Source organism: Nocardia nova NBRC 15556, from assembly GCF_001613005.1.
Taxonomy (GTDB): domain Bacteria; phylum Actinomycetota; class Actinomycetes; order Mycobacteriales; family Mycobacteriaceae; genus Nocardia; species Nocardia nova.
Map to the genome: position 1 here is coordinate 40,169 of NZ_BDBN01000046.1, position 12,482 is coordinate 52,650.

General features: G+C 66.9%; 13 protein-coding genes and 2 tRNA genes. 6 read left to right on the forward strand and 9 right to left on the reverse strand.

Features of this window, described 5'->3' with window-relative positions; all coding sequences use genetic code 11:
• Window positions 1-7: 7 nt before the first annotated feature.
• Complete coding sequence (locus NN2_RS19210; protein WP_030517930.1) at window positions 8-232, forward strand: DUF3618 domain-containing protein; 225 nt, start codon at window positions 8-10, stop codon at window positions 230-232.
• A 77-nt stretch (window positions 233-309) separates the two neighbouring features.
• On the opposite strand, the gene NN2_RS19215 is transcribed toward NN2_RS19210, so the two are convergent.
• Window positions 310-624 (reverse strand): excalibur calcium-binding domain-containing protein, encoded by a 315-nt coding sequence (locus NN2_RS19215; RefSeq protein WP_063015339.1) that lies wholly within the window; start codon window positions 622-624, stop codon window positions 310-312.
• Window positions 625-752: 128 nt separating this feature from the next.
• Window positions 753-1,730, reverse strand: coding sequence for a pirin family protein (locus NN2_RS19220; protein ID WP_063015340.1), 978 nt, complete (start codon window positions 1,728-1,730; stop codon window positions 753-755).
• Between the two features lie 59 nt (window positions 1,731-1,789).
• Here NN2_RS19220 and NN2_RS19225 point away from each other — a divergent pair, with 59 nt between their 5' ends.
• Window positions 1,790-2,281, forward strand: coding sequence for a MarR family winged helix-turn-helix transcriptional regulator (locus NN2_RS19225; protein ID WP_063015341.1), 492 nt, complete (start codon window positions 1,790-1,792; stop codon window positions 2,279-2,281).
• Between the two features lie 96 nt (window positions 2,282-2,377).
• On the opposite strand, the gene NN2_RS19230 is transcribed toward NN2_RS19225, so the two are convergent.
• The 4 genes from NN2_RS19230 to NN2_RS19245 all read right to left on the reverse strand — a co-directional run bounded on the left by NN2_RS19230 (window position 2,378) and on the right by NN2_RS19245 (window position 5,143).
• Window positions 2,378-3,418, reverse strand: a complete 1,041-nt coding sequence (locus tag NN2_RS19230; protein ID WP_063015342.1) for a crotonase/enoyl-CoA hydratase family protein — start codon at window positions 3,416-3,418, stop codon at window positions 2,378-2,380.
• A gap of 104 nt (window positions 3,419-3,522) precedes the next feature.
• The gene (locus NN2_RS19235; protein ID WP_063015371.1) at window positions 3,523-3,861 is read right to left on the reverse strand and encodes a hypothetical protein; all 339 of its coding nucleotides are present in this window, start codon (window positions 3,859-3,861) and stop codon (window positions 3,523-3,525) included.
• Between the two features lie 148 nt (window positions 3,862-4,009).
• On the reverse strand, window positions 4,010-4,453 hold the full coding sequence (locus tag NN2_RS19240) for a YbaB/EbfC family nucleoid-associated protein (RefSeq protein WP_156511374.1): 444 nt from the start codon (window positions 4,451-4,453) through the stop codon (window positions 4,010-4,012).
• A gap of 102 nt (window positions 4,454-4,555) precedes the next feature.
• Entirely contained in the window at window positions 4,556-5,143 is a 588-nt protein-coding gene (locus NN2_RS19245; RefSeq protein WP_197516542.1) for a helix-turn-helix domain-containing protein, read from the reverse strand.
• A gap of 132 nt (window positions 5,144-5,275) precedes the next feature.
• Between NN2_RS19245 and NN2_RS19250 the strand changes: the two genes are divergently transcribed.
• The gene (locus NN2_RS19250) at window positions 5,276-6,094 is read left to right on the forward strand and encodes an MBL fold metallo-hydrolase (protein ID WP_063015345.1); all 819 of its coding nucleotides are present in this window, start codon (window positions 5,276-5,278) and stop codon (window positions 6,092-6,094) included.
• Window positions 6,095-6,234: 140 nt separating this feature from the next.
• Here NN2_RS19250 and NN2_RS19255 read toward each other — a convergent pair.
• Window positions 6,235-6,307: transfer RNA gene (locus NN2_RS19255), tRNA-Lys, on the reverse strand.
• 348 nt (window positions 6,308-6,655) lie between these two features.
• On the opposite strand from NN2_RS19255, the gene NN2_RS19260 reads away from it, so the two are divergent.
• Entirely contained in the window at window positions 6,656-7,840 is a 1,185-nt protein-coding gene (locus NN2_RS19260; protein ID WP_063015346.1) for a L,D-transpeptidase, read from the forward strand.
• Between the two features lie 368 nt (window positions 7,841-8,208).
• Window positions 8,209-9,663: an alpha/beta fold hydrolase gene (locus NN2_RS19265; RefSeq protein ID WP_063015372.1), complete on the forward strand. Its 1,455-nt coding sequence runs from the start codon at window positions 8,209-8,211 to the stop codon at window positions 9,661-9,663.
• A 181-nt stretch (window positions 9,664-9,844) separates the two neighbouring features.
• Here NN2_RS19265 and NN2_RS19270 read toward each other — a convergent pair.
• Together NN2_RS19270 and orn are read right to left on the reverse strand one after the other, a co-directional pair.
• Window positions 9,845-9,917, reverse strand: a tRNA-His gene (locus tag NN2_RS19270).
• A 54-nt stretch (window positions 9,918-9,971) separates the two neighbouring features.
• Window positions 9,972-10,610 carry an oligoribonuclease gene (gene orn / locus NN2_RS19275; RefSeq protein WP_063015347.1) on the reverse strand — a complete coding sequence of 213 codons (639 nt, stop codon included), beginning with the start codon at window positions 10,608-10,610 and terminating at the stop codon, window positions 9,972-9,974.
• A 169-nt stretch (window positions 10,611-10,779) separates the two neighbouring features.
• Between orn and NN2_RS19280 the strand changes: the two genes are divergently transcribed.
• Window positions 10,780-12,462 carry a helicase HerA-like domain-containing protein gene (locus NN2_RS19280; protein ID WP_082857103.1) on the forward strand — a complete coding sequence of 561 codons (1,683 nt, stop codon included), beginning with the start codon at window positions 10,780-10,782 and terminating at the stop codon, window positions 12,460-12,462.
• The last annotated feature ends 20 nt before the right edge of the window (window positions 12,463-12,482 follow it).

Below are 12,482 nucleotides of genomic sequence, written 5' to 3' on the forward strand. Positions count from 1 at the left end.
AGACAATGTGGCGAGGGATACCGAGCACATCGAGCGGGAGATCGAAGCCGCGCGCAATCGGCTCGCGGGCACACTCGACGAGCTCGCGGTGCGGGCGGACCCGCAGCGGATCGCCGACAACACGAAGAGGGCCGTGGTGGCGAAGGTGAACGAGCCGAAGGTGAAGTACAGCCTGATCGGCGCGGGCGCTCTGGTCGGCGTGCTGGTGCTGATCAAGATCTTCCGCCGCTGACGCCGCAGAAACGACGGAACCCGGTGTGACACAGTGTCACACCGGGTTCTTTTCGTCTACGGCCAGTGCCGCGGAGATCAGACGGTCGGGCAGGCCATACCGGTGCCGTCGGGATCCAGGTGCGGCGAATAGCCGGGCTCACCACGGAACAGCGGGGCACGACCCGCCGCCCGGGCCTCGTCACAATTCTTGAACGTGCCTCCCGCCGAACCCGTCTGGGTCAGCCCCGCCGAGCCGGTGGCACCGATGGCATCGTCGATACCCGACGATCCGGTACCGGCGGAACCGGTGGGAACGAAACCGTCGGCCATGGCGGACGGGGCGGTGAGGACGATCGGGGCGGCGAGGGTGATCAAGCCCGCGCCGGTCACGATTAGCCTGCGAACGTTCATGTATTCCTCGATGTCAGCTGCGGTTGATACGGCGGACCGGCCGCACTCCCCGCGGTGGCAGGGCCGGAACCGCCGAGTCTACTGTTCTGATGGCGACCGCCGTTGTCAACCGCACGGCCGAGAGCCGCTTATTCACCCAGGCGGCGGCCCGTCATATGTTCCGCCGGAATATGTCCCATTCGCCCGGCCTCGAAATCCGTTATGGCGTCGATGATTTCCTGTTTGGAATTCATCACGAACGGCCCGTATTGCACGACCGGTTCACGAATGGGCGCGCCGCCCAGCAGTAGTACCTCGAATTGACCGGTGGGTCCGTCCTGGTGGTCGTCGGCGGTCAGCGCGACGGCCTCGCCGTGGCCGAGTACCGCCAGTTGCCCCTCGGTGAGGGTGCGGCCTTCGTCGCCGACGGTGCCGCTGCCGGCCAGCACGTACGCCATCGCGGTGAACTCCCGCGGCCACGGCGTTTCCAGCCGCGCGCCGGGGCTGATCGAGGCGTGCGCGTAGGCGATGGGCGTATAGGTCGAGCCGGGACCCTCGTATCCGCCGACATTTCCGGCGATGATGCGCACGAGTGCGCCGCCGTCGTGGGAGGTGACCAGTGTCAATTCGCTCGCGCGCAGATCCTGGTAGCGCGGGTCCGCCATTTTCAGCGACCGCGGCAGGTTGACCCACAGCTGCACGCCGTGGAAGACGCCGCCGGAGATCACCAGGTCCTCGGCGGGAAGTTCGTCGTGCAGGATGCCCGAGCCGGCGGTCATCCATTGGGTGTCGCCCTCGGCGATCGTTCCGCCGCCGCCGTTGGAATCGTGGTGGACCATGGTGCCGTCGATCATGTACGTGACGGTTTCGAAACCGCGGTGCGGATGCCACGGGGCGCCCTTGGCCTGGTAGGGCTCGTAGGCGACTGGGCCCATGTGGTCGAGCAGGATGAACGGATCCGCGGTGCGCACATCGAGGCTCGGGAAGGGCCGGCGCACCTCGAATCCGGCGCCCTCGAGTTGTTTGTGGGCGGTGGTCACGGTCCGGACCGGCCGCTGCCGCATGGTCTGCTCCGGTCGGGGCAGTCGCGGCAGCACCAGGATGTCGTCGACGGTGATCGCGGGCATGGTGTCCTCCTAGGCCGGTTGGTGTCCATGTCAACCAATTACTGGGTAGGATCATTCCCATGGTGCGGTGGCTGGACGAACAGGAGCAACGGACCTGGTCCGCGTACATCCGGCTGCGTCAGCGCCTCGACGCCGCGATGGCCGCCGGACTCGCGAGCGACGGGCTGTCGGTCTCCGACTACGAAATTCTGGTGGCACTGTCCGACGCGCGCGAGGGGAGTGTGCGTGCCCGCGACCTCGCCGCGCAGATCTGCTGGGACAAGAGCCGGCTGTCGAAGCATCTGGCGCGGATGGACAAGCGTGGGCTGGTGGTGCGAAGTCCGGCCGCCGACGATGCGCGCGGCCGGCTGATCTGTCTCACCGACTCCGGTCGCCGGGCGCTCGAAAAGGCCGCGCCCCGGCATGTCGAATTGGTGCGGCGGCTGTTCGTCGACCAGCTGACCGACGCGGAGGCGCGGGCGTTGCAATCGCTGGCGGACAAGGTGAGCGCGCGTGCCGAGAGCGAATCGGATATGCCGCCGGCGATCGGTGACATTGCGCAAGCGGATTGAGACGCACAGCGGACGGTCGTGCGAGTTTCCGATACCGAGGCTCCGAAGTCGTCGCGGCCGGTTCGATGCTCGGGTTGTTTCGTCTAGGCCGCGGATTCACCTGTCTTCGACGCCATCCGACCGGTCGAATTGCGCCCGCTTCCAGTCGCCGAACGGTTCGTCGCGTTCACGCACCGCTTCCCGGAAGCCGACTGTGGCCGAGCGCAATTGGAACGCATAGCCTTCGCGCGTGTGCCGGGAGACGCCGTCGAAGACGGTGCTCACCATTCCCGAATTCGCGACGCCCTGGGCCAGCAGTGAGCTGTTGAGTGCCAATTTCGCCATGATCAGCTGATTGATCGGCATGCGCGAAATCCGTTCCAGCAGTTGCTCGGTGCGTTCGTCGAGCTCGTCCGCCGGACAGGACTCCACGGCCAGGCCCCACTCCTCGGCCTGCTTGCCGCTGAGGCAGTCGCCGGTGAACAGCAGCCGCTTGGCGCGCTGGTCGCCGAGCCGGTGCGCCCACATACCGGCCGCCGGAATGCCCCACACGCGTGTGGGTGGGTAGCCGATCTTGGTGTCGTCGGCGCAGATGATCTGATCGCAGAACAGGGCGATGTCGGTCCCGCCGGCGACGGCGAATCCGTGCAGTTTGGCGACCGTCGGCTTGTTCGCGTGCAGCAGGCTGGAGAAGCCGCGGTTGAACCGGCTCATCATCTGATAGTCGACCATGGGATCCCATGTGCCCCAAGGGTTGTGGTTGCGCGCCTGCACCACCGGGTCGAGAACGGTTCCGGTCGTGGGCTGGGCCGACACGGTGGGAGACAGGCCGTTCTCCGCGAAGATCGAGAGGTCGTAGCCGCCGCAGAACCCCTTGCCGCGCCCGGAAACCACCATCACGTGCACGCGCGGATCCAGATCCGCGCGCTCGACCGCGTGCGCGAGTTCGATCGGAGTATCGGCGGTGATGGCATTGCCGTGCTCGGGCCGGTCGAAGGTGATGCGTGCGATCCGGCCGGTCACCTCGTAGGTGAGGGTGCGGTAGGCCGGGCCCTGCTCCGGTTCGGGTCGGTCGGCGAACAGCGAGTCCTCGCCGCTGGTCAGGTCCTCGCGCCAGGCCGCGGGCCGGGTGCCGGAGTGGTGCGCGTCGTCGGTCACCCAAGAAGTGAACTCCAGTTCACTTCTTGCTGTCAAGGGTGCCGCCGGTTGCGATCGAGGGAGGAAGTAGGGGTTGCGGCGTGCGAGCGCGTCGGACCGGTGGTTCAGGGGGCCGGTTTTCCGTCGTCGGCGAGCCAGGGCGTCACCGGCGGCTTGATCCACAGGATCTTCTCGTCCGTGTGATCACGTTGTGCGGCAGGATGATTCGGGTTGCGGGCGACCCACCCGTCCTTCTCGTCGAGCAGCCGCGCGACCAGCGCCCACGTTTCGTCGGTGCTGGGCGGATTGGTATCGGCGGCCCGCGCGAGTTTGCGGCGCGTGGCTGCCGGGATCGTCGCGAGTTCGGCGCCGGAGATTCCGCGCTGCCACAGATAGGCCGCGAGCCGTCGCGCCTTCTCGGCGCGGCCCTTACTGGCGTGGTCGGTATGTGCGTAGTCGGCCATATCGGTTCCCGATCGCGAGCGAATTGCCCACGAGCCTAGCCACGTCCCCGCCGAGCCGAACCAGAGGATCCACTCCGGTCGATAGTCGGCATGATCGGCCCAGCGCACTTGTGAGCCGGTCACCGGTTCCGTGGTCTGCAGGACTCGGCTACGGCGAAGTCCCGCCCGCCGACGTGTCGGTTCCCCGGAAGAATTCGCGGATGTCCCGGAGCATCGGCGACTCATCCAGGATGTCGGGGAGGTCGGGTTGGTCGTCCAGGTCGGACGCGACCGACGCCGCGGCGGCCTCGCTCTGCCTGCGAGCCCGGCGGGCGGCCTCCTGTGTCGCCTCCACGATGGTGCGGACGAGTTCCGCCGCCGGCTTGCGCAGCGCGGCGGCCGACAGCGACAGATCGGTGAGAACGCCACCGGCGTCGACGGTCGCTGTGACCGAGCTGTCGGCGGAATCGGCTTGCACCCGAACGTTTTCCAGCCGCTGATTGATCTCCGCGAGCCGGGAGTGCTGTTGCTCGTAGGAATCGAGCAACCGCTCGACCTGGTTACGCAGTCCGCTGTTGGCCGACCGCAGGGCCTCCCGCCGCCACCGGTCCATATCGGTGTCCTCTCGTCGGCCGAACCGGGAGAGACGATTGTCCTCCACCCTGCGCGACAGGCCGGACGCTGCCTTCTCGGTGGTGGGAGGATCGGCGGCCGATCAGGTTCTGCGCGAGATGACCATGATGTATTCGCAGGGAGCGTTCGTCCGGTTGGCGAAGCCGTGGTCCGCGTCTGCCTGGAAGAACAGGGAGTCGCCCGTGTTCAGGGTTTCGCTGATCCCGCCGATCAACACGGTGAGGGCGCCGTCGAGCACCACGAGTTGCTTCTCGGTACCCGGCGGATACGCGGGCAGCAGCCCGGTGGAGACCTGTGCGGGGAGGTAGTGGACGATCATCTCGCCTGTTCCCGCGCCCGGAGCCGCGGACACCATGTGTCGTTCGAAGCCGGTTTCCGGGTCGCGGAAAACCGGGCGATCGCTCTTGCGCAGGACGACGGCCCCGCCGGATGCGGCAGCGGCCGACCCGCCGACCAGGTCCGAGAGCGACGCGTCGAGCGCGTGGGCGATTCTGGAGGCGACGCCGATCGTCGGGCTCTTCTCACCGCGTTCGACCTTGGACAGCATCGCCCGGCTGACCGACGACTGTGTCGACAACTGCTCCAGCGTCAGCCCCGCCTCCTCGCGGCGTCGCCGCACATTGCCGCCGAACACGCCGGCAGGGTCGTCATCGCGGTGTGGTCCGGTCACGTTTGCCTCTTGCTCGACCACCGTGCTCCTCGATCGATGGGTATCTCGCCGTGCACAGTGTATGTTTCTTCGATAGAAGAATACGTCTTCTATCGAAGATTTACGCGATCCGCGTGACACGACGGAGGTCTTATGCGTGTGGTTTCGAGTGGCAGGCTCCATGCCACGTTCGAATTCGGTGATCTGCAAGTGATTTCGCTGCGAGACGGATACATCGACATGCCGACGAGCCGGCTCCGCGACGAGAACGGGTGCCCGCTCGAGGAGCTGCCGGCCGCCGTGCCGCTGGTCGGCGACAATGTGAGGCTGGCGGTCAACGCCTTCTTCGTCACCGACGGCACGCGGTCGGTTCTCGTCGACACCGGCGCGTCCGATGCGTGGCACGACCCCACCATGGGGTTGATCTACGACGCGCTCGACGAGGCGGGAATCGACCGGGCGCAGGTCACCGATGTGGCCATCACCCACAACCACGAAGACCACGTGAGCGGTCTGATCGCGCCGGACGGCACGGAGGCGTTCGCCGAACTCGAACGTGTGTGGATCGGCGCGGGCGACACGTCGGTGTTCACGGGTCGGCTGGCGCCGATCCGGGACCGGGTCGTCCCCGTGTCGGAGAAAATCGCGATCAACGATTGGGTCACCGCGATCCCGACACCGGGTCACACCCCCGGTCACACCGTCTACGACGTCAGCAGTGGCACCGCCCACCTTCTCGTCTGGGGTGACACGGTCCACGTCCCGGCCCTCCAGTTCGATCGGCCGAAGGTCTCCTGGGAGCTCGACGGCAACCAGTCCCAGGCCCGCGCTGCGCGGGCGGCCCTCCTCGAACAACTGACCCGGCCACGTCATTTCGTCGCCGGCGCCCACCTCGACTCACCCGGCATCGCCCGCGTAACCCCCGCCGGCTCCGGTTACGCGCTGGAATATCTGGCACCACCGATCGGCTGATCGAGCCCGGCGTCTCGGGGCCGCAGCGCGGGTGCAACAGCGTGTGGAATCCCGTTGTGACCGACTGGAATTCGCGGATCGTCCGGACCGGAACGCAGAAGACCCCTGACCGGCAATCCTGGTCAGGGGTCTTCGTGAAGTGCGCCATCAGGGACTCGAACCCCGAACCCGCTGATTAAGAGTCAGCTGCTCTGCCAATTGAGCTAATGGCGCTTGGACCTCCGGATCGGGCTGTGGGCTCCGTTCCGGTGCGGGAAAAACCATAACAGTTGGGTGCGCGGAAAGTGAAATCGCCTGTTCAAAGGCTATTCGAGAAGGCATCGTGATCTTGGGTGAATGCGGTAACGGTTGGCGGGCCGGAAGGGATGAATCGGACGAGAGTGTGCGGGGCCGGCGCGTCGTGTTCAACCGGTTGCGACCCTTCCACCTGGCAGAATAGGTGGGCGTGGTCTCGACCGATCCCCGCATGCGTGGTGGGTTGAGCAGCGTGGCCGGTTTTCCCGGTTGCGTACGAGGCATGAAACGGGGTTGCACATGGGCGGACGTCGAGGCTCGCGGCGAATGAGAGCGCCGGCGGCGTGGTTGGGCGTGATGTCGATGCTCGCGCTCGCGGTGACCGGATGCAGTGATTCCGGGGCCGCGAACAACGGACCGGCGATCGAGGCGGCTTCGGCCATCGACCTGGTCAAACCGAAGGTGCTGACGCCGGTCGCCGACGGGGCGGTCGGGGTGCCGCCGGGCGATCCGATTCCGGTGAAGGTGGACAACGGGAAATTGACCGCTGTCACGTTGCTCACACCCGAGGGCAATCCGGTGGCGGGGCAGATCGCCCCCGACGGGACCTCGTGGCAACTGACCGAACAGCTCGGCTTCGACCGCACGTATCGCCTGCAGGCCGATGCGGTCGGAATCGGCGGCACCACCTCGACGACAATCAGTTTCACCACTCTCGCACCGCGCAACAAGACGCATCCGTGGTTGCTGCCCGGTGAGAACGCGGTGGTCGGAATCGGTCAGCCGGTCGCGATCCAGTTCGACGAGAACATCCCGGATCGACGCGCCGCGCAGGATGCGATCAAGATCACCACGACACCGGCGGTGGAAGGCGCGTTCTATTGGGTGAACAATCGCGAAGTGCGTTGGCGCCCCGAGCATTTCTGGGCCCCGGGAACCAGTGTCGCGGTTGACGTGAACACCTACGGCCGCGATCTGGGTGGCGGGCTGGTCGGTGACTCCGATATCCATTCCAGCTTCACCATCGGCGATCCGATGGTCTTCACCGCCGACGACAACACCAAGATGGTCACCGTCGAACGCAACGGCCAGGTGATACGAACCATGCCGACCTCGATGGGCAAGGATTCCACGCCCACCCAGAACGGCATCTACATCATCGGCGACCAGTTCGACCACATGATCATGGATTCGTCCACCTACGGTGTCGCCGCCACCGGCCCCAACGGATATCGGACCCCGGTCGACTGGGCGACGCGCATGTCCTACAGCGGCATCTTCATGCATTCGGCGCCGTGGTCGGTCGGTCAGCAGGGCTATTCGAACACCAGCCACGGCTGCCTCAACCTGAGCCCGGCCGATGCCCGCTGGGTGTACGAGAACGCCAAACGCGGCGATATCGCGATCGTCAAGAACACCGTCGGTGACACCCTGTCCGGCGTCGACGGACTCGGCGACTGGAATATCCCGTGGGCGGAATGGAAGGCGGGCAACGCCGACACCAACCGCTGACGACGGCGAGACGAGCGGGCCTTCCGGATATCCGGAAGGCCCGCTCGTCGTTCGGGCTCCACGCGGTGATCGGACGCTACACTGGCTTCCGCCAATCCACTCCCGCGAAATCCGGGGCCGAGGCGCACAACACTGCGGCTCCCCGAAATCGCCTGTGTTCGTGGCTCTTCCGGGGCGATCGCCGCTCCGCTGCGTGGTTGGCGGTGGCTCCCGTGTGATTCGGTCTCGGCTTGCTGAAGGGTCAGGTCCTCATGGGTGGTGGAGAGCGGTACGCGGTCACGACCCCTGGGGGTCGTCGTTCTCGTGGTCGGCTGCGAGAGGTCGGCGGGGCTGTCGCGTCGGTGATCGTTGCCGTACTCGCGGTGACGATGGCCTCCGCTTCCGGTATCGCGGTCGCCGAACCCGCAGACCCGCTGGCGCGCTTTCATCGGCAACGTCTCGACTGGGGTGTATGCGACGATGCGGCCCTGGTAGCAGAGGGTGCGGTCTGCGCGGATGTCGCGGTGCCACTCGATTACGGCAGTCCGGACGGGCCGATCATCAGTATCGCGGTCTCGCGGATCCCGGCGAGCGATACAGCACACCGTCGCGGTGTGCTGCTGACCAATTCGGGCGGACCCGGTACGCCGGGGCTCGATGCGTTCGAACTCGTCGGTGATGTTCTCGAACCGGATGTGCTGAGTCGCTACGACCTGATCGGATTCGATCCGCGTGGCGTCGCCCACTCCGGGCGGCACCAGCGATGCGGCTGGCCGGTCGCCACCCCGATCCGCTCGGCAGGTATCGGATTACCGGGCTTCGTCACCGAAACGGCCCTGCAGGCACGGCTCGCCGCCGACTGTCTGGTGGGCGGTGACCTGGCCTGGATGCGGCAGCTCAGCACGCGCAACACCGCGCGCGACATGGACGTGATCCGTGCGGCACTGGGCGAGGACCGCATCAGCTATTACGGCGTCTCTTATGGCACGTATCTGGGCGCGGTCTACTCGCAGTTGTTCCCCGGCCGATCCGACCGCATGGTGCTCGACAGTGCCATCGATCCGCAGCGCTACTGGCTCGGCTTACAACAGGATTGGGGGCCGGCGGTGGAAGCGGCCTTCGACGACTGGGCCGGCTGGGTGGCGGCTCGCGATCGGCAGTACCACCTCGGCGCTTCCGCTCCCGAGATACGCCGGCGAGTCGAGGCTCTCATCGCTCGTGCGGCGCGGTCGCCGATCGTGGTCGAGGGCTTCGGCTTCGACGATCATGTCCTGCCGAATCTGCTGTGGACGATGTTGCGGGATGCGCGATTGAACGAGGCGCTGGCGGCATCGGTGCGAGCCGTTGCCGACGCGGCGGAGGGCCGCGCGCCCGCGGTGCCCGCGCAGCTGCACCAGCAGATCGAGTACTACGAGCACGACGAAGATTCGGTGATGGTGCAGATCTGGTGTGCGGACGCACCGATGCCCGCCGATCCCGCGTGGTACTGGAATGCGATCGAGGCGGCTCGCCCGACCCAGCCGATCTTCGCCGCACTGGCTGACAACATCCAGCCCTGTGCCTTCTGGCCACCGCCGGTGGAACCGCCCACCGTGGTCGACAACGATGTGCCCGCCCTGATCCTGTCCGCCACGGGCGACAACCGGACGCCCCATGCGCACTCACTGGCACTGCATCGGCAGATGGCGGGATCTCGCTTGATCACGTTGGCCGACACCAGGATCCACATGGTGCTGCGTCCGGGTTTGAGCACCTGCATTCTCGACACGACCAACGGCTACTTCCGGGACGGGGACTTCCCGGAAGACGATCGCACCTGCCGGCCCACCACACTGATCGAATGAGCCGTCCGACCGGTGCGCGCTCGACCAGGGTCGGTCGGCAACCGGATGGACTGAACGGTAACCGTGACGCGCACCACGTCCGCGCATCGCGATCGGGTCGGGCGGACCGGACGGAAAGTCGACGACTCGACTCATGACGAAGGGGCAGGTCCGGAATCTCTTCCGGACCTGCCCCTTGCAGGGTGACCGACGGGACTCGAACCCGCGACAGCCAGGATCACAACCTGGTGCTCTACCAACTGAACTACGGTCACCATCGCCGGTAACAACCGGCGCGGTAGATGGTAGCGCGAAGACCGTCGGGAAACCTAATCGGCGGGTTCGGTGGGGGGCTCGGAACCGGTGGAACCGGCGCTGACCTGCGCGGCGATCTCGGCGATCTCGGCGGTCGAGGGGCCGGGAGCGGCAACGAACGCGGTCCGGCGGTAATACCGGAGCTCCCGGATGGACTCCTCGATATCGGCGAGGGCGCGGTGGGCCAGGCCCTTCTCCGGCTGACCGAAGTAGATGCGCGGATACCAGCGCCGGCACAGCTCCTTGATCGAGCTCACGTCGATCATCCGGTAGTGCAGGTGGGCGTCGAGTTCGGGCATGTCCCGGGCGATGAAGCCGCGGTCGGTGGCGATGGAATTGCCGGCGAGCGGCACGGTGCCGGGGGTGGGAACCCACTCGCGCACGTAGTCGAGAACCCGCTGTTGCGCCTCCTCCATGGTGACCGTGGACCGTCGCACCTCGTCGGTCAGGCCGGATTTGGCGTGCATCTCCTGCACCACCGGCGGCATCGCCGCCAACGCGTCGTCGTCGGCGTGGATGACGATGTCGACGCCGTCGCCGAGGATATTGAGATCGCTATCGGTTACGAGCGCGGCCACCTCGATCAGCTTGTCGCTGTCCAGGCGCAGGCCGGTCATCTCGCAATCCATCCACACCATCAGTTTGTCGGACACTCCGGCAACCTTAGTGCGCGGACGGTGCGAATCGGACCGACCGCACCGGATGCGTGCCGTCCGGCCCGTTGCGGCCGCTTTCCGGCAAACCTCCCGCTACAGTTTGCCCAGGTATATGCGTGATTCCAGTGGTGTCGGCAGCGGTGGGCAGGGCGACGGAGGATCGGCGATGACCAGTTCCGAGGACAAGGCGGCGAAGGCGGCGGCGGCGCGCAAGGCGGCCCAGGAAGCGGCCCGGGTCGCGGCCGAGGCGGCGGCCGCGGCGGAGGCGGCCGAGGCCGAAGCCGCCGCGGAGCAGGTGCCGGAGCCGAAAATGGCTGCCGCCGAGGCGGATTCGGCCGCCCAGCAGATCGCGGCGGGTTACGACTTCGAGGGTGCCGCGCTGGAACTGGGTGCGGTAGTCGTCGGCGGGGAGGTCGATCCGGCCGCGCGGGTCCGGATTCCGATGCGAACGCTGAACCGTCACGGTCTCGTCGCCGGCGCCACCGGAACCGGGAAGACCAAGACCCTGCAGGGCATCGCCGAACAGCTGTCCGCGGCGGGTGTGCCGGTGGTGCTCGCCGATGTGAAGGGCGATCTGTCGGGGCTGGCGCAGCAGGGCGAATCGAACGACAAGCTCGCCGCCCGTGCCGCCCAGACCGGCGATACCGACTGGGCGCCGCACGGATTCCCGATCGAATTCGTCTCCCTCGGCACCGAGGGAATCGGCGTCCCGATCCGCGCGACCATCACCTCGTTCGGCCCGGTGCTACTCAGTAAAGTGCTGGGGCTCAACGACACTCAGGAATCCACCCTCGGCCTGATCTTCCACTGGGCCGACACCCGGGGGCTGGCGCTGCTGGATCTGAAGGATCTGCGTTCGGTGATCCAGCACCTGACCAGTCCGGAGGGGAAGGAGGATCTGAAGGGGATCGGCGGGGTGTCGGGCGCGACGGCCGGGGTGATCCTGCGTGCGCTGGTGAATTTGGAGGCCGACGGCGGCGACACCTTCTTCGGTGAGCCCGAACTCGACCCCGCCGATCTGTTGCGGACCGCCGGCGGCCAGGGCGTGATCACGCTGTTCGAACTCGGATCGCAGGCGGCGCGGCCGGTGCTGTTCTCCACCTTCCTGATGTGGGTGCTGGCCGATCTGTTCCAGACCCTGCCCGAGGTCGGCGATGTCGACAAACCCGAGCTGGTCTTCATCTTCGACGAAGCGCATCTGCTGTTCGCCGACGCGTCCAAGGCGTTCCTGGAACAGGTCGAGCAGACGGTGAAACTGATCCGCTCCAAGGGGGTCGGCGTGTTCTTCTGCACGCAGTTGCCCACCGACGTGCCCAATGCGGTGCTGTCGCAACTGGGTGCGCGGATCCAGCACGCGCTGCGCGCGTTCACCCCCGACGACCAGAAGGCGTTGTCGAAGACGGTGCGCACCTATCCGAAGACCGCGGCCTACGACCTCGAGAACGCCCTCACCACGCTGGGGATCGGTGAGGCGATCGTGACGGTGCTGTCCGAACAGGGCGCGCCGACGCCCGTGGCCTGGACCCGGCTGCGCCCGCCGCGGTCGCTGATGAACACCATCGGCGAGGACGGGATCCGTTCGCGCGCACAGTCGAGCCCGCTGTTCGAGAAGTACGGCCGGACCGTGGACCGGGAATCGGCCTACGAAATGCTGGCCGCGAAAGTGGTTGCGGCCGAACCGGAACCGCAGGCGATGCCGCAGGGCTCCGGCGGGCGTGCACCGGAGCCGGACGTCTCGGCGGCGGAACGGATCATGAGTAATCCGGCGGTGAAGAGTTTCCTGCGTTCGGCGGCCTCGGCCGCGGGCCGCGAGATCAGCCGCAGCCTTTTCGGCACCCGCAAACGTTGAGCGCTCCCTGACGCCGGGCA